The organism is Fluviicola taffensis DSM 16823, from assembly GCF_943372375.1.
In the GTDB taxonomy this organism is placed as follows: Bacteria; Bacteroidota; Bacteroidia; order Flavobacteriales_D; family Crocinitomicaceae; genus Fluviicola; species Fluviicola taffensis_A.
Window position 1 is genome coordinate 410,355 of record NZ_CALRYJ010000001.1, and the last position, 18,074, is coordinate 428,428.

An 18,074-nucleotide genomic window follows, 5' to 3' on the forward strand; every position below is an offset into this window, starting at 1 on the left:
TCATAAATAATGAAAGATAACGCAGGTGATTTCAACTAAGTTGGGAGAAAACCAATATCATATAGTCTTCTCCCAGCTAACAAATATATTAAACCTTTTCTACTTTGATCAACGTATCCGCTTCTTCTTCGATATCCGTTGAAAGACCTTCAAAACTTTCTGCAGTAATCTTCAAATCGGTTGCCAGCACTTCATCACAAATAAATTGCTTATTCGCTTCTGCGGCCAATTGGATGAATTCGGAAGATTTGAGTGTCAATCGAATTTTGTCCGTAACCTCTAAGCCTGAATCTTTACGCAAATTCTGGATGCGATTGACCAATTCCCTTGCTACACCTTCCATGCGAAGCGTTTCAGAAATACTGCTATCCAGTGCTACGGTCAATCCGTTTTCAGAAGCAACCAACCATCCCGGAATATCTTCCGCGCGGATTTCGAAATCATTCATATCCAGAACAACCTCATCTCCATCAATGTTTCCGGTCCAGCCTTGATTCGTCTCGATTTCAGCTATTCCATGCTGGTCCATTTGTCCAACCAATGCAGCAATCGCTTTCATTTGTTTTCCGTATTTCGGACCAATCGTTTTAAAATTCGGTTTGATTGACTTCACAAACACGTTATTCTCGTGAGCCAACAACTCCAATTCCTTCACATTCACCTCAGATAAGATCAATTCCTGAACGTGCTGGATATTTGCAGCGAAATGATTATCTAAAATCGGAACCATGATCTTTTGCAATGGCTGGCGAACACGGATTTTCTCCTTTGCTCTAAGTCCAAGAACCAAGGAAGAAACGTTTTGAGCAATTTCCATCTGTGCTTCCAATTCCAAATCGATCAATTCCGGATTCGATTTCGGGAAGTATGCCAAATGCACGGAATTCACATCATGACGACCTGAAATCGCATTCAAATCAGAGAACAACTGATCCAAATAGAACGGTGCGATAGGTGAACCCATGATTGCAACAGCTTCCAAACAAGTATAAAGCGTTTGATAAGCAGAAATCTTATCCGCTTCGTAATCCCCTTTCCAGAAACGACGACGACACAAACGCACGTACCAGTTCGACAACTGATCTGAAACGAAATCCTGGATCAATCGCCCTGCTTTAGTTGGTTCGAAAGAAGCATAAGCCTCATCTACCTGAGCAATCAATGAGTTCAATTTCGACAAGATCCAACGGTCAATCTCCGGTCTTTCATTCAAAGCAATTTCTGCTTCTGAATAATTGAATCCATCGATATTCGCATACAAGGCAAAGAACGAATAAGTATTGTAAAGCGTTCCGAAGAACTTGCGTTGAACTTCTGTAATTCCTTCTGTATCAAACTTCAGGTTATCCCATGGCTGTGCATTGGTAATCATGTACCAGCGCGTCGCATCCGGACCGTATTTCGACAATGTTTCGAAAGGATCTACCGCATTTCCAAGTCGTTTGGACATTTTCTGTCCGTTCTTGTCAAGCACCAATCCGTTCGAAACCACATTTTTATACGCCACCGAATCAAAACACATCGTAGCAATCGCATGCAATGTATAGAACCATCCGCGTGTCTGATCCACTCCTTCTGCAATGAAATCAGCAGGGTATGCTTTTCGATCGTCAATCAATTCCTTGTTTTCAAACGGATAATGCCATTGTGCATACGGCATTGCACCCGAATCAAACCACACATCGATCAAATCACTTTCGCGCTTCATCGGCTTTCCTGAAGGTGAAATCAGGGTAATTTCATCTACATAGTTTTTATGCAAATCGATTTGTCCGTAGTTTTCTTTGGAGAAATCATTTGGTGTAAATGCCTTCATCGGGTTTTCAACCATCAATCCTGCAGCAACAGCTTTATCGCATTCCGCTTTCAGTTGTTCAACAGACGAAATGCAGATCCGCTCATCTCCGTCTTCAGTGGACCAAATTGGAATTGGAATTCCCCAATAACGCGAACGGGACAAGTTCCAATCATTCGCATTTTTCAGCCATTCGCCAAAACGACCTGTTCCGGTTGAAGCCGGCTTCCAGTTGATGGTATTATTCAATTCCATCATGCGTTCCTTCACATTAGTCACTTTGATGAACCAGGAATCCAACGGATAATACAAAACGGATTTATCTGTTCTCCAACAATGCGGATAACTGTGTTCGTATTTCTCGATCTTAAATGCTCTATTCTCAATTTTCAATTTCAAGGCGATACGCTCGTCAACAGACATGTATGCTTTCAAATCCGGGATAATTGCTTTTAAGCTGTTCTTTTGCTTTTCAAATTCCTCCTGTGTTTCAGCATCCGTAAGGTAATCTGCCTTCACATATTCTCCGGCCAAACCAAATACGGAATCTGAAACTTCCTTGCGGAAACGACCACGCAAATCAACCAATGGAACCGGAATTCCTTTGTCATCCAGTACCAACATGGCTGGAACACCTGATTCAGTTGCAACGCGCGCATCATCCGCACCGAAAGTAGGCGCAATGTGAACAATTCCAGTACCATCTGAAGTGGTGACAAAATCCCCTGAAATCACACGGAATGCCTGATCTGCATTTTCAAAAGGCAAAGCTCCCGGCAATAGTTGTTCGTAACGGATTCCGACCAAGTCCGAACCTTTGCAAGAACCAAGAACGATAAATGGAATTTGCTTAGCTCCTTGTTCGTAGTTATCCAATTCGTTTTCTGTTTCAACTTGCAAGAATCCTTTTCCAAAATGAGCAGAAAGCAAATCCTTCGCCAAAACAACTTGAACGGGTTCAAAAGTGTACGGATTAAATGTTGAAACCAATACGTATTCAATATTCGGTCCAACACATAATGCAGTGTTTGAAGAAAGTGTCCACGGAGTTGTGGTCCATGCAAGTAGGTACGCGATGCGTCGCGCACCTACATTGTCATGGAACGGTAATTTTTGATTCTCCAATATCTTGAATTGTGCAACAACCGTCGTATCCTTCACATCACGGTAACAACCCGGTTGGTTCAACTCATGAGATGAAAGTCCGGTTCCTGCCATAGGCGAATACGGTTGGATCGTGTATCCTTTGTACAATAGGTTTTTCTCATACAACTGACCCAGTAACCACCAAACAGATTCCATGTATTTCGGTTCATAAGTGATATACGGATCTTCCATATCCACCCAATAACCCATTTCTTCCGTCAATCGGTTCCAAATATCCGTGTAGCGCATTACCGCTTCACGACAGGCTTTGTTATAATCTTCCACCGAGATTTTCTTCCCGATATCTTCTTTTGTAATTCCCAGTTCCTTTTCAACACCTAATTCTACAGGCAAACCATGCGTATCCCATCCGGCCTTGCGCTTCACCTGTTTTCCCTTCAAGGTTTGGTAGCGACAAAAAATATCTTTAATCGAACGAGCCATAACGTGGTGAATTCCCGGCAAACCATTCGCTGATGGCGGCCCTTCAAAGAAAACAAACGGCTCCGCCCCTTCACGTGTAGCGATGGAAGCTTCAAAAACGCGTTCATTTTTCCACTTTTCAAGAACTGCTTGCGCCACATTGGGCAAATTTAGTCCTTGATATTCTTCGTATTTACGACTCATTGGTCTGTGTATTAAATAATTTTAGGTCTTCTAAAAAAGACTGCAAATTTAATAAAAAGGATTGAGAGCCTAAAGGGGATTTCAAAATGAAAAACGCAAAATTCAAAACCTTGTTTCTTCCTAATTTTTCATTTTGAATTTTGAATTAATTTAATTCCTTAAATTCGCTGTGTTGGATTCATTGAATAACATAGAAATTAATGCTTTAGTAGCTAAAGTAAAAGCAGGTGATCAGAAAGCTTTTGCGGAAGTCTATGATCGTTACTGTGGAGCGATTAATGGGGTAATTGGTAGATTCATTAATGACGAAGCCATTGCCCAGGATGTTCTTCAGGATACCTTCATCAAGGTTTGGAAAAACATCCGGATGTATGATGATACGAAAGGTAGTTTTTTCACCTGGATGCTCAATATAGCAAGGAATACATCCATTGATGCATTAAGAAAATTAAAAAAAGAAGGTAAGTCCGAAATCCAAATTCTGGAAACCACCGTAAATAGCTCTGTAACAGTTCAACAGAATGTGAGCACTATCGGTTTAAGACAATTGGTAGATAGCCTTCCGGTTGAACAACAAACAATGATTGAATACTTATACTTCAAGGGGTACACGCAACAAGAAGTAGCAGATGAGTTGGATATTCCGCTCGGAACTGTGAAAACCCGTTCGCGCATGGCCATGGCGGAGTTAAGAAAATGGTTTACATTATTGATATTGTGGATATAAACGAATACATAGCGTCAGGAATTTTGGAGTCGGTAACACTCGGTCTCGCTTCCCCACAGGAAGTTCAGGAGGTTGCGTGTCTTTCCAAGATATACCCAGAAATTCAAGCCGAGTTTATTCGCATACAAAAAAGTTGCGAAGAAATGATGCTTGAAAGTGCGGTGGCTCCGGATTCAGCCATTCGTGCATCTATTTTAAAGACGATCTCCGAAACACCTCAAGATAATCCCGATAGCTATCGGGGACCTGAAGCAAGCAAGCAAGAAGCGAAAATCATTTCCATGAAACCTACTCCGGAAATTACAGGAGTAAGTCCGATGTGGAAAATGATGGCTGCTGCTTCATTGATCCTTACCATTGGAATCGGATCACTTTGGTTCATTTCCAATCAGGAAGTGAAACGCCTGGATTCTTCTTTGGCTTCCATGGAAAAAAAACATCTGGAAGATAGTCAGGTACTACAAGCCATGGTTTTGGAAAAAGATCACTTGCAAACCGTACAAGAAGTTCTTGCTGAACAAAGCACACGGACAGTCATGCTGAAAGGTACCGAAATGGAACCTGAAGCTGCTGTAAAAGTAATGTGGAGTACAGGAATGAAGAAAGCAGTGATGCATGCGGATAAAATCACTCCTCCTCCTGCAAACATGCAATATCAGTTGTGGGTGATCGCAGATGGAAAACCTGTTTCTGTAGGTGTTTTCACTTACGATGAAGTGGAACAAATGACTGAACCATTCGATGTAAATGCTCAAAACATTACAGCATTTGCAATCACATTGGAAAAAATGGGTGGTAGCCCAACTCCAACTATGGAAAACATGGTGGTAATGGGAGCGATTAACGCTTAATAGATAGTAGAAATAGATAGTAGGGGCGCGATTAATCGGGAATTAATCACTCCCGATAGCTATCGGGATGACACCCATTCTTATTTTCTCCCACAAATGCACAAATTAATGGCTCGGCTAATGCTTACGCTGAAGCTTCAGCATAGGCGCACCGCACTCGCTTTTGAACCAAATAAGCAATTAGTAATACTATTTATGAGAGGCGGAGGCGACTGGTAAGCGCCTCAAACATTTGTGCATTTGCGGTAAAATAATTGTTTTGGTATCCTCGAAAAGGTTTGGGTGCGAATAATACATATACTCCGATTAATCGCGCCCCTACGTATTTTTTATATTTTTCATTCATCCTTTTGAATTAATTTTAGCGCATGATTCGTCCTCCTCAATTGGTTCCCGGTGACACAATAGCATTGGTATCTCCTGCAAAGGCGATCGAAGTGACACACATTGAATTTGCAAAGAAGTACTTTGAAAATCAAGGTTTCAAGGTGCTTGTAGGTTCAAATGCTTCAAACGAATACCGTTATTTTTCCGGAACAGATTCAGATCGCGCGAGTGACTTGCAATGGGCGGTCGATCATCCGGATGTGAAAGCAATTATTTGCAATCGGGGTGGTTATGGTGCAATCCGTTTGTTTGACCTGGTGAATTGGGCAAATCTGTTACGCGAACCCAAGTGGATCCTGGGATTTTCAGACATTACCAACTTTCATTGCCTGGGATTGAGGTTGGGAATTGAAAGCGCACATTCCACCATGCCGCTCAACTTCCGGGAAAACTCGAAAGAATCGTTGGAATCCATTCTGAACGTATTGAGCGGAAAACCGAACGAATACCGTTGGAAAGCAAATCCCTCCAATAAACCGGGAACGGCAACTGGAAATGTAGTTGGTGGAAATTTATCCATTCTCTATTCTTTGCTCGGAACACCCTATTCCCCGAATTACGAAAACGCCATTCTATTCATCGAAGATATCGGCGAACAGGTTTACCATCTCGACCGAATGCTTTGGGCTTTCCGCCTTGCCGGTGTATTTGATCGCATTGCAGCATTAATAGTCGGTGGAATGACCGATATGAAAGACACCGCAACTCCAACGGAATGGACAGTTGAAGAGCTCATTTTGGAACACGCGAATTATCGTTCATTTCCAATCGCATTTGATGCTCCTGTAGGTCATATTTCGGACAATCGCGCATTTATTTGTGGTCGCTCAGCCACTTTTACCGTGACGGAAAACGAAAATTCTTTCCTACAATAATTGATATTTCTTCTTCTGGTATTGTTTTTGATTCATCCTGTTCCGTACTTTTGTACCTGAAATTGACTTATGCGAATTTTTCTAATTGGTTTTCTAGTTCTTACACTTTCTTCTTGTGTAGATTTATTTGATGATATTACCATTCATATGGACGGAACCGGGAAATACCGCTACACCATCAATATGAGTGCAAGCAAGGTAAAGATCAATTCGATCCTGGCACTTGACAGCGTAGATGGAAGGCGGATTCCAAAACTTCCGGAAATCAAGGAAAAAATAGAATATTACCGCAATAAGCTCGAGGAAAAACAAGGAATTTCAAATGTAAAGGTGGAATCGAACTACAACGACTTCATTTTCACCATTTCGTGTGACTTTGAAAACGTAGTTGCCTTGCAAAATGGAATCCGGGAGATCGTAAAGGAAGAGAGTAAGGATAAAAATGATCCGGCATTGGATGAAAGCTGGCTAAGCTGGGACGGAAAAACACTCACCCGCATCGTTCCGAGTTTCCAAAGTGTGATTCATAAAATGAAAGCCGAAGACCAGGAAAATCTGAAAAAGGGGAAATATATAGCCGTTTCCAGATTCGATAAACCGATTGTTAAATGTGACAATACCCAAGCACGGATCTCTCCAAGTAAAATGGCCGCTTTAATCGAATCGAACACTTATTCAGTTGCTACAAATCCATCCATTCTTAGAAATACGATTATTGTTTCCTATTGATTTCCGTAGATTAATCAAAAAGGGATTCATTTTAACACAAGTTATCAACCAAATACTGGTTGATAAACGAAATAGCACATCCAATTCAAAAAATGATTTTACTTTCGTGTAGAATCCGTTCATTCATTCATTTATGAAAATTAAAATCTTAATTCCGATCACCCTTTTGGGAGCAATTTCATGGGGACAGAAATCAGAAGATGTTATTCCTAAAGATGCAGTTACAGTCTTTAGTCTGAACAACATTTCCATTCTTCAGAAAGTATCCATGGATGAATTGGTTTCATACGATTTCATGACTGAATTGCAGTCCGAATTATTTGATGGTTCCACACAAGGGAAAACACTCAAGGATGCCGGAATTGACTTCAACCAGAAAATGAATATTTTCTATGGAAAGAATCCGGAATTCGAAATTTCGGGTTTCACATTCGGAATCACGGACAAGGAGAAATTGTTCAGCGTTTTTGACGATTTTGACCGCAAGGAAAGTCTGGTTCCCGGAACGGAATACTACAACAACTACTTCAATCATTTGATGATCCAGGGAAATGTCGGATTATTGATTCGTGTAGATACAGATCAGGATAAACTGACTGAAATAACGGATTCCATCTGGACTTCCAGAGGATTTGAGCTTCCATGGACGGAAGACGAATACTACGATGAGGAACAAATGGACACGTATGATGAGGAAGAATTGATGGATGATGATCCGGCTCTGAACGAAGACGGTGATGAAGTGGAAATCATTGAAGAAGAGGTGGACGAAACTCCGGTTGCTGTTGATGAAATCAACGACCTATTCAAAAATTATTACGAATTGCGCGACAGTATTGAGTCCGAATATTCACGTAAACGTTTGTTCATCATCACAGAAGAGCTTTTCGTGAAAAAGGTGAATCTAAAAGCAGTGGATTCCAGATTGGCAGCACAATTGACACATACTTCAGACGGTATTTTCTATTTGGATAACAGCCGCAATTTTAAAAACACAAACAGCTTATTCTACTTGCAGGCAATGTTCCCGGATTTATACCGTGATCTGAACGAATTATACACCGGGAATGTGATGTTAGGTGATATCGTACTCAATCAAAAATCCATTGATTTGAAAGTCGAAGCATACTATGGCGAAGGATTGGGAAGCATTTACCAGGAATTAAACAGTGCCAAGTTTGACAAAAACGTATTGAAATACATCCCGAAAAACAATACCGGCTTCTTTACCTATGCAATCGACTTGAAAAAAGGATACGAAAAAGCATATGAGGTGATCATGCCAATCTTAAGCGAGGAAAAGAATGCACGCATTTCTGCCAACGTATTGACAATCGAATTGTTGAATGACTTTGTCAATACCGATGAGCTTTTCAATACTTATAAAGGAAGTATGTTCGGCACATTCAATGGAATCAAACGTGTGAAAACAAAACGCATTGAGTTCTTTTATGACGAAGAGACTTTTGAATACGGCGAAAAGGAAATTGAGGCAGAGGAAGACATGCCAATCTTTACCTTAGGATTTACAACCGGTCGTCCGGATATTCCGAACAAAATCCTGAAACACATGTCCCGAATCACTTCCCAGTTCAAGAACATGGGTGATTACTGGGTTTATGAAGAGGCGATCCTGAATTCCGTTCCCTTGTATATGATCAATAAGAATGGTTTGTTCATCTTCACCAATGACGAGGATTTGGCGAAGAATCATTCCAATGGATACGGTTTAGAAGCAATTTCAGGAAAACAAGCTAAAAACGCAGCTAAAAGCGGTTCAATCTATGGGTATATGAATTTGGGGGACATGATCAGCCGTTTACCTGAATCCATTCTAACCGACCACCGTTTTGATGTATTGGCTTCCATGAAAGGTAAAAAGGGAGAGGTCGAAGTCATTTCTTCCAAAACAACCAGTCAAAAAACAACCTACAATCTGACTTACACGTTTGATGGTGCTTTTGACAATGCCGGGAAATACCTGTTGGATTTAGTAAACACAGCATATTTGGTATCAACAACACGTTAAATGAGAACGGAAGGGGTTGGAAATAAAGTCATGTTAATTGCATTGCTGTGCGCAGCATTGGCTTTATTCCTATACATCCGTCCGCGTCTGTTTGCACCGGATCCGCCACCATCCCTTCTCGATCGTCTACCTGAAAGCGAAATTGTCGGCAGATACAATCTGTTGGACATCGCACGGGAAACGAATTCGATGATGTTCAAGAACAAAGTTCCATTCAGGGAATACATGACCTATGATTTTATCCTTGGACAAGCAAAAGGAATTGGAATCGATATCCAAAGCACGGGTTATTTCTTTTCCAATGGGAAGGACGAATGGGGAACGTTTGTCACGGTGAACGACAGCTCAAAGATCCAGAATGGATTGAATCGCCTGGAACAGTACATCCACATTTCGGACACCATCATTTACAACCGGAAAGTGAAGAAGATCAAAGATTTGGGACTTTACATTTTCTACGACAAAAACTATTTGCTGGTTTATAAAGGTTCAAAAATCAAGCGCAGACTTGGAAAAGCCATTTTTGCACACGAAGGGGACATTGAAAATTCCTGGGAAAAATTCCTGAAAAATCCGGTTTTTAAAGAGGAGGATATCGTACTCTATTCAAACTCTCCAAGGCTTAAGAAATTTGGGTTTGATTATGCGATGTTTGCTCATGACAGCGACTCGTTAAATATTAAATTAAAGACCTACCTGCATTCTCCCAAAAGACTGAAAATAAAGGAGAAGAAAGCAGGATCTACTTTTGAACGAAGTAAATTCTCTACGAAAGCACTGGAAATTCATTTGGATATCACAGAGTTCAAGAAAAATCCAAACGACCCGCTTTACAAATGGATTGTGGCACTTGGACAAAAGGTCAGTTTTCCCACAACCACTTTTTTCGAGGCTTGGGAAGGCGATTTGTCCTTCCAGGAAGGAGGAACGCAACTAATCAACGAAGAAGTCGTGGAAATGAGCTACGATGAAAACTTTGAACCCATAGAAATCCGGAAAACCAATCAGGTTGCTGTACCAGCTTATTCCATGTTGTTTTCTGTAAACGAAAGTGGGAACAAATTGGTTTCTGCGCTCTTTTCAAAAGGAATTGTCACAAAACAAGGAAAGCACTACCACTTCCTGTTTTCTCCGCCTTTATCGTTAAATATCCTTCCAAAAACCATTAGTGCATATACTGCCGGAAGATCTCCGAAAGTGACGACAGGTTCGTCTTGCAATGGTCTGTGGAATTATAAAGGAACAGATATCTTATTCCACATCGATTCTTTGAAGAAAAAAGAAGTATACGGCTCGCTGGAATTTCAAGTGGCGAGTTTCCTGAAAAGGGGGAAATTCAGAAGGTAACTTCGACTACGCTCAGTCACCTTTCTTATTTAGAAAAAAGCATTTGTACGTAATTCGTAATTAATACGGAATAAACACATTCTTCGCTTCGGTGAAAAAGCGCAATGCTTCCCAACCCCCTTCTCTTCCGACTCCGGATGCTTTAACACCACCGAAAGGAGTTCTTAAGTCACGAACCAACCACGAGTTGATCCAAACAATTCCTGCTTGCACTTTATCCGCCGTTCTGTGCGCTCTTTTCAAGTCGGATGTCCAAATAGTAGCACTGAGTCCATATTGTGTACTATTCGCCATCATAAGCACCTCTTCTTCGGTGTCAAAAGGGGTCAATGTCACCACCGGACCAAAAATCTCCTCCTGATTCGTTCTGCAATCGTAAGAAAGACCTTCTATTACAGTTGGAGCAAGGTAATATCCGTCGTCATACGGAACTTCCAGATACACCCGATGGCCGCCGGTCAAAATCGTTCCGCCTTCCTCTTTTGCCAGTTCAATGTAAGAAAGCACTTTTTCCATGTGCGGTTTGGAAACAACAGCTCCCATTTTCGCGTTCGGATCCTTAGGATTGGAAACTGTCAGTTTCTCCACCCGTTCAATAAAAGCCGTCTTGAATTTGTCGTAAATACTGCGCTCGATGAAGATCCGTGAACCGCAAAGGCAAATCTGACCTTGGTTTGAAAAAGATGACCGAACGGTCGTTTTGATCATTTCGTCAAAATCACAATCTGCAAAAATGATGTTCGGGTTTTTTCCTCCCAATTCCAACGACAATTTCTTGAACATCGGTCCGGCAGTCCGCGCAATGTATTCTCCTGTCTTGGTCCCTCCGGTAAACGAGATTGCCTTAATTTTCGGGTGTTTCACAATGGCATCACCTGCATATTGACCCAAACCGTGAACAATATTCAATACTCCGGCAGGCATTCCGCTTTCTTTCACCACTTCACTCAAGAGATATGCTGTATATGGAGTAATTTCAGAAGGTTTTGCAATGACACAATTTCCTGAAGCAAGTGCCGGAGCAATTTTCCAGGAAAAAAGGTATAAAGGCAAATTCCATGGTGAAATACACCCAACAACTCCAATTGGTTTGCGGGTAGTATAATTGATTCCCATTCCTTCCATGTAATGAGATTCGGAAGCAAAGTGTTCAACAGCTGTTGCGAAAAAATGAAAGTTTGAAACCGCACGAGGAATATCCACGTGTGCCGCCAATGAAAGTGGTTTCCCATTGTCGCGTGATTCTGCAGCAACAAATTCATCCATGCGCTTTTCGATTCCCAAACTGATCCGCATCATGATTGCTCCGCGCTCTTCATTTGTCATGTTCGACCAAATCGGAAATGCTTTCTCAGCAGCTATCACTGCCAACTCAACATCCTCTTCTGTAGAATTCGGAATTTCACCATAAACCTTACCTGTTGCAGGTTCGTAATTATCGATGTACTGACCTTTGACAGGTGCAAGCAATTCGCCATTGATAAAGTTCTGAATGCGTATCATAGTTTCATTTTTCTAGAACAAAGATAAGCAAAAGCTATCGCTTTTAAAGACAGAATTATTGTGAGAGGACTGAATCAACAAACTCTTTAAAATTCAAATCTAATTGTTCAATAAAAACAAGTTTTATACAGTTCGTAAGGTCAGAAAGAGCAGCACTTATTTTGAATGTCGAAACACAAAAGAATCGAATCATCCTTTATTTTGGTCCCTTAAAAAATCAATATATAGCTTTAAAAGCATGCATGAACTTCCGAATATTGTGACTTTTCTACAGTTCCTTTTTTGTTAGCTCATCAACCAACTGAGCAACTACAAGCATACACTTTTTTACAAGCTATAACGACCATAACAATGAAAGGCATGAAAAAGTGTTTTTTCATGCCTTTCATTTCTAATTATTAATAATTAGTTGAACCTTTTGATGTTGAGAACTTGCATCCAGTTGGATGTAATAGACTCCTCTAGCCTGCGTGCTTAAATCAATCTGATTGGTGCCCTTTTTCAAATCGATGTTGGTAATTACTTTACCTAACCCATCGATAATAATTGCTTTAATAGCTCTTCTTGATGCTATAAAGAAAACGCCTTGACTTGGGTTGGGATATACTTCTAGTTCATTCTCCAAATCTTGTTCTTTTAAACCAAGGGTATTGATTACTATACAGTCTGAGGTATCTACACAAGTATTACTAAATGAAACAACTACCGAATAGCTTCCATTACTGGTTGGTGTATAGGATTCCGCAGTAGCTCCAGGTATAGCTTGGTTCATCCCATCGCAATCAATCCATTGATAACTAGCCCCAATTTGATTGGAGGTAAGTGTTATTCCATTGACTGAAACGGTTACATTAAGCGCAATATTTACAGTCATTGAAATTCCTGAGCTTAATGCAGTTGTGCTACTTGCACAAGTAGCATTGCTTGTCAATTCACAGGTAATCACATCGCCGCTGGTTAGAGAACTCGTAGAAAATACGGATGAGTTTGAACCTACGTTAACGCCATTCTTTTTCCATTGGTAAGTCGAGGTGCCTCCTCCATTGGCGATCGTCGCAGAAAAATCAACCGAGGTTCCTGAACAGATTGTTGTTCCTTGTGCACTTGTAATCGAAATAGTCGGTACCACAGTTGAATTGACCGTCATGGTAATGCCCGAACTCAATACACTTGCAGGAGTGGCACAAGCGGCGTTACTCGTCAATTCGCACATAATCACATCGCCACTGGTCAGGGAACTTGTCGAAAATACCGATGAATTTGAACCTACGTTAACGCCATTCTTTTTCCATTGGTAAGTCGGGGTGCCTCCTCCATTGGTGATGGCAGCAGTAAAATCAACCGAGGTTCCTGAACAGATTGTTGCTCCTTGCACACTCGTAATCGAAATAGTCGGTACAACAGTCGGATTGACCGTCATGGTAATACCCGAACTCAATACACTTGCAGGAGTGGCACAAGCGGCGTTGCTTGTCAATTCGCAGGTAATCACATCGCCACTGGTTAGAGAACTTGTAGAAAATACGGATGAGTTTGAACCTACGTTAACGCCATTCTTTTTCCATTGGTAGATCGGGGTGCCTCCTCCGTTGGTAATGGCAGCAGTAAAATCAACCGAGGTTCCTGAACAGATTGTTGCTCCTTGCGCACTAGTTATACTGATAGTTGGTGTGCAGGGTGTTATATCGTTTATTTTAACTAAAAAGGCGTCCGGACCTACGTTTCGCGAAGTTTGGTGCGTGCCACCGGTTGCGATACCTGCTAAGGAGTTGGAATAACCACAGATATAGATATTGTTATTCAAATCAACTGTACCACCAAGAATTTCATCATAACTAGTTCCTCCGAGGTAACTTCCCCATAAACGGGTTCCATTGGGATCAAATTTCACTATCATACCATCCCGATCTCCCGAATGGGTATTCTGCATTCCCATTGATGCTATTCCCGTGCTTGAAGAAGTGGTACCTGTTAAATAGCAATTGCCCAAATCATCCGTTACACAACTATTTGCTATATCAACTGCGGAACCGCCATAGTAAGTTCCCCAAAGTCGTTGGCCATTGCTATCAAACTTAGCAAGAAAGGCGTCCTCCGAACCTGACGTGATCGTATTCTGGAAACCACTTGATGCGATTCCACTAGTGGACTGGGTACTCCCTCCGATAAACACATTTCCTGAAAGATCGGTAGTACACGTTTCAACTGATTCATCAGATGAGCCCCCATAATAAGTTGCCCAAATTCTGACACCATTTGTATTGAATTTAGCCAGATACCCATCAGTACCGCCACCACCATAGGTGTTTTGAAATCCTCCTGATGAAATTCCATTTGTTGACACTGTGAATCCACCAACATATACATCTCCATTAATATCAACATTGCAGGTAAGCCCACGATCCATGCCGGAACCTCCATAATAGGTAGCCCATTGACGAATACCATCGGCATTAAACTTTACAATAAACGCATCTAAAAAACCACCTCCATACGTAGGTTGATCAGACCCTACGGTCGCAATATCAGAGGTTGACAGTGTAAACCCAACAACAAATACATTGCCTAGTGCATCGGTATCAACGGCCTTTAATTGGTCTAAATTTGATCCGCCATAGTACGTTGACCATAACAATGAGCCTATGGTACTGAATTTAGCCAAAAATCCATCTTCACTTCCAGCTTGTGTATTTTGATGTCCTGCAAATGCAATACCTGTACTTGAATTCGCTCTTCCACAGATATATACATTCCCGGAAGGATCTATTGCACTTGAAAAGGCATCGTCAATCATATTCCCACCGAGATAGGTTGCCCATTGGCGCACACCTGATGAATTGAATTTAACCAACATAACATCAGTGCTATTCGTATTTAACGTGTTTTGGTATCCCCCAGAGGCTATCGCAGTAGTCGAATTGGATTCACCACTTATAAATATATTCCCTGAATCATCAACCTTGACGGAATATGCATAATCGTACACTTCACCACCATAATAAGTACCCCAAACAATGGTAGGGTCAATGATTAAATCTATTGTTTTATCATAACTATCCACATCGAAACCTATGGTAGTAGTATTGCTGAGGTTAAAATGCGTTCCAATTGTTTTTCCTCTCTGAAAACTGACGGGTGTTTGTTCTGTAATTTTCCCCATTCTATTACTCAGCACCAAACTTCCATCGGCGGTAAGTTGAATCTCTTCCGCCCAAACAGATTCAAATTGAATGCGTGTTGGGTCTCCACCCGGATGCACAATGAAATCATATTTCACGCTTTCATTTTTTGTATAAATGACCCAGTCAATATTCGGATAAATATCATGGTAAATGACCCTAGTATAACTATGAACATCCAACGCCTGATGGTTGTAATAATTCACAAATTCAGTGCTTTTCCCTTCAGTCGTAATTCTGGCGCTTTGATTGGCATTGATGAGTTTCAAATCCATCCGGTAGGTTTCTGTCCGGAATTTCTCGTCATTCGCAGCATAGAGTTTACCATTCGGAAAATGATCGTGCCTGGATGTTGGATGTTGTCCTTCCGGAAGATGAATTTTTGTAAACTGGTACGCAAGCCCTGTTTTTAATAAAAACAGTTTCAACCCACCTTTGTTAAAGGTGTATTTTACTTGATCAGCATCGGATCCGGTAACTTGTCCTTTATTTTCTTCGAAGGCAGTTTGTATCGAATTCAATAAAAACTCCGATTTAGGGACTTCCTGTGAAAGTGTTATAAAAGAAAAATGCCCAAAGACAACTAAGATCAATAAGTAACGGAATCTTTTCATAGTTTATTTTTTTGCAAACTTAGAACAGAAAAACTTCTATGTTTCAGTTATAAATTAGACAAAAGGGAGACATCCCATAAAAACTAGAATTATACCATCAAGAAACCATTTTTAACTTAATTCTTTATATATCTGTGCTTACTTTTGTAGACTAAAATCAAAGACAACGTGGAAGTGACAGTATGGTCTTTCTTTAAATTAAATAATAAGAGCACAAAAAAACTCTTGTCGATATCCATTTTCCTTTTTGTGTCATTTTTTGTACGAGGGCAATCTTCATTCGATATATTGGACAAAAAGTTTGATAATCTCTTACCAAAAGATCCTGCCGCTGCAAAAACAGTATTAAGCAATCAGAATCCGTTTAAAAAACAAAAAAAATATTTGAATCGGTATTATCTGAATTGCGCAGCGTATAATTTACATATTAGTGAATACGATTTAACGAATGCCTATATTGATTCGGTAAGAAAGAATAAGATCAAACTTACTACTCAAGATTGCTATGAAATAGTACGATTATCAGCATTGATTCAACACCGAAAAGGAAATTATGAGCATTCGCTTAAACTCATTTTTAAGTGCTTGTCTAATTTCAACAAAGGCGATCAATTTTCAAAAAATAAACTATTAAGAGTCGCTTGCGATGATTACATTGGTTTAGGTGCATTTGAAAATGCAAAATCAATTGCTTTCAGAATACTCAAAAATCTAAATAATGAGGAGGAATCTGTAGACTTCAAAGTGTCTAATTATTTTGCGCTTTCCAGCATCTATTTGTACCAAGCAAAATATGATTCTTCATTGTATTACAACATGAAAGCATCCACATTACTGCAGCCTGACGATTATAGGAAATCAACTTTTTTCGGAAATGCAGCACAAGTTTATTCCATTAAAGGAGACATTAAAAGATCCATCTACTACTATAAAAAAAGTGTTCAGCTTTTAAAAAAAACGAACAATACGATTCATCTAGTCCATTCATATTATAATTTGGGAGACAGTTATAAAGAACTAAACATAGATTCGGCTTTGTTCTATAACCAACAAGCTTTCCAAATTTCCAAATCAATCAATTACTCGTTAATATTAGGGTACTCTGCACAAAATTTGGGAGATATTTTTTTGGAAAGAAACGAATTGGATTCCTCCTTTTATTACAACAACTATGCGCTAAGGGTTTTTACGGCAAGTGATAATCAAAAAGGAATATTACATGTTAAATTGAACCTCAGTAAATTTTACTTAGAAAGGGAAAATTTAGAAGAAGCCTTGAAATTGTCCAATAACGCACTTGCTCTGGCCAAATCAATGAATTCAACAGCAGATTTATCCTATTGCTATGAATACCTTTATAAGGTTTATGAAAAGAAGAAGGATTTTTCGAATGCACTAAAATTCCACAAATTATATCAAAAAACACTGAAGGAAATCATGAATAAAGATGTTCTGGGGAATATTCAGGAGTTAGATATAAAATATGAATCGGAACTCAATAAGAAAAAAAATCTGTTGATTAAAAAAGAACTACAAATTGAAGCAAGCCGAACACGAATAATCTTGATTATTCTTCTCTTTGTTTTTATTTCATTGATTGTCCTTTTTCTCCTTTCACGACAAAAAAATAAAATCAATAAACTAAGTATAAACATCGCTGAATCAGAACTAGCTAAGCAAACAATGAAGAATGATTTTGTTAAAAACGAATTAGAAACAACAAAAACTCAATTGCTCGACAAAATCAATCTAATTAAGGAATTAGACCGTTACATCAAATCGAATCAAATTGATGGAATGTCTAAAGTTGAAATTTCAAAAATTGCATCTGATGAAAATGAGTGGCTTCAGTTTATTTCTAAATTGCAGCTCCTTTTTCCTGATTTTCGAAAGAAAATCGAATCCGCACATAGCAATTTATCAAAAACGGACTTCAGACTCATAGCTTTGACAAAGCTTAACCTTTCTGACAAAGAAATTTCAAGCCTTCTAAATATACAAGTAAGCAGCGTTAAAAAGTCCAAAATGCGTTTAAAACAGAAAATGAATTTAGCTGACAAAGTTAAATTGGAAGATTATATAAAAAGCTATTAACAAAGAATATCAAGGCGTTAACTTTTTCAACTATCTTTTTCCCATTTTATAGGACAGCCTATTTTCAAAATCAAGATGTATTAGCATGCATTTTTCATGGATCACGTATCCCAATATCCCAAGGACAATTATTGCAAGTTCTCTTTCTACTTGAGTGCTTCTAAAACCACT

Annotated in this window: 10 protein-coding genes; 7 read left to right on the forward strand and 3 right to left on the reverse strand. The window is 39.8% G+C overall.

What is annotated here, in order from left to right; translation table 11 throughout:
* Positions 1–88 precede the first annotated feature (88 nt).
* Entirely contained in the window at positions 89–3,568 is a 3,480-nt protein-coding gene (gene ileS / locus AAG807_RS01745) for an isoleucine--tRNA ligase (protein WP_341900228.1), read from the reverse strand.
* Positions 3,569–3,740: 172 nt separating this feature from the next.
* Here ileS and AAG807_RS01750 point away from each other — a divergent pair, with 172 nt between their 5' ends.
* From AAG807_RS01750 to AAG807_RS01775, 6 genes are all read left to right on the forward strand, one after another.
* Positions 3,741–4,295 (forward strand): sigma-70 family RNA polymerase sigma factor, encoded by a 555-nt coding sequence (locus AAG807_RS01750; RefSeq protein WP_341900229.1) that lies wholly within the window; start codon positions 3,741–3,743, stop codon positions 4,293–4,295.
* A 143-nt stretch (positions 4,296–4,438) separates the two neighbouring features.
* Positions 4,439–5,146 (forward strand): anti-sigma factor, encoded by a 708-nt coding sequence (locus AAG807_RS01755; protein WP_341900231.1) that lies wholly within the window; start codon positions 4,439–4,441, stop codon positions 5,144–5,146.
* Between the two features lie 368 nt (positions 5,147–5,514).
* Positions 5,515–6,408 carry an LD-carboxypeptidase gene (locus AAG807_RS01760; protein ID WP_341900233.1) on the forward strand — a complete coding sequence of 298 codons (894 nt, stop codon included), beginning with the start codon at positions 5,515–5,517 and terminating at the stop codon, positions 6,406–6,408.
* Between the two features lie 69 nt (positions 6,409–6,477).
* Complete coding sequence (locus AAG807_RS01765) at positions 6,478–7,137, forward strand: hypothetical protein (RefSeq protein ID WP_341900235.1); 660 nt, start codon at positions 6,478–6,480, stop codon at positions 7,135–7,137.
* Between the two features lie 133 nt (positions 7,138–7,270).
* A complete protein-coding gene (locus AAG807_RS01770) occupies positions 7,271–9,166 on the forward strand; it encodes a hypothetical protein (RefSeq protein WP_341900236.1) in 1,896 nt (631 codons plus the stop codon).
* The gene (locus tag AAG807_RS01775) at positions 9,167–10,513 is read left to right on the forward strand and encodes a hypothetical protein (RefSeq protein WP_341900237.1); all 1,347 of its coding nucleotides are present in this window, start codon (positions 9,167–9,169) and stop codon (positions 10,511–10,513) included.
* A 60-nt stretch (positions 10,514–10,573) separates the two neighbouring features.
* Here AAG807_RS01775 and AAG807_RS01780 read toward each other — a convergent pair whose 3' ends face one another.
* Together AAG807_RS01780 and AAG807_RS01785 are read right to left on the reverse strand one after the other, a co-directional pair.
* Entirely contained in the window at positions 10,574–12,016 is a 1,443-nt protein-coding gene (locus AAG807_RS01780; protein WP_341900238.1) for an aldehyde dehydrogenase, read from the reverse strand.
* A gap of 391 nt (positions 12,017–12,407) precedes the next feature.
* On the reverse strand, positions 12,408–15,809 hold the full coding sequence (locus AAG807_RS01785) for an SBBP repeat-containing protein (protein ID WP_341900239.1): 3,402 nt from the start codon (positions 15,807–15,809) through the stop codon (positions 12,408–12,410).
* A gap of 168 nt (positions 15,810–15,977) precedes the next feature.
* Here AAG807_RS01785 and AAG807_RS01790 point away from each other — a divergent pair, with 168 nt between their 5' ends.
* Positions 15,978–17,903 (forward strand): hypothetical protein, encoded by a 1,926-nt coding sequence (locus AAG807_RS01790; protein ID WP_341900241.1) that lies wholly within the window; start codon positions 15,978–15,980, stop codon positions 17,901–17,903.
* Positions 17,904–18,074 lie beyond the last annotated feature (171 nt).

What these genes read in the sequence shown, in the direction of transcription:
- ileS (WP_341900228.1), bottom strand. Translation starts at nt 3,568, where the DNA reads ATGAGTCGTAAATACGAAGAATATCAAGGACTAAATTTGCCCAATGTG.
- AAG807_RS01755 (WP_341900231.1), top strand. Translation starts at nt 4,439, where the DNA reads ATGATGCTTGAAAGTGCGGTGGCTCCGGATTCAGCCATTCGTGCATCT.
- AAG807_RS01760 (WP_341900233.1), top strand. Translation starts at nt 5,515, where the DNA reads ATGATTCGTCCTCCTCAATTGGTTCCCGGTGACACAATAGCATTGGTA.
- AAG807_RS01765 (WP_341900235.1), top strand. Translation starts at nt 6,478, where the DNA reads ATGCGAATTTTTCTAATTGGTTTTCTAGTTCTTACACTTTCTTCTTGT.
- AAG807_RS01770 (WP_341900236.1), top strand. Translation starts at nt 7,271, where the DNA reads ATGAAAATTAAAATCTTAATTCCGATCACCCTTTTGGGAGCAATTTCA.
- AAG807_RS01775 (WP_341900237.1), top strand. Translation starts at nt 9,167, where the DNA reads ATGAGAACGGAAGGGGTTGGAAATAAAGTCATGTTAATTGCATTGCTG.
- AAG807_RS01780 (WP_341900238.1), bottom strand. Translation starts at nt 12,016, where the DNA reads ATGATACGCATTCAGAACTTTATCAATGGCGAATTGCTTGCACCTGTC.
- AAG807_RS01785 (WP_341900239.1), bottom strand. Translation starts at nt 15,809, where the DNA reads ATGAAAAGATTCCGTTACTTATTGATCTTAGTTGTCTTTGGGCATTTT.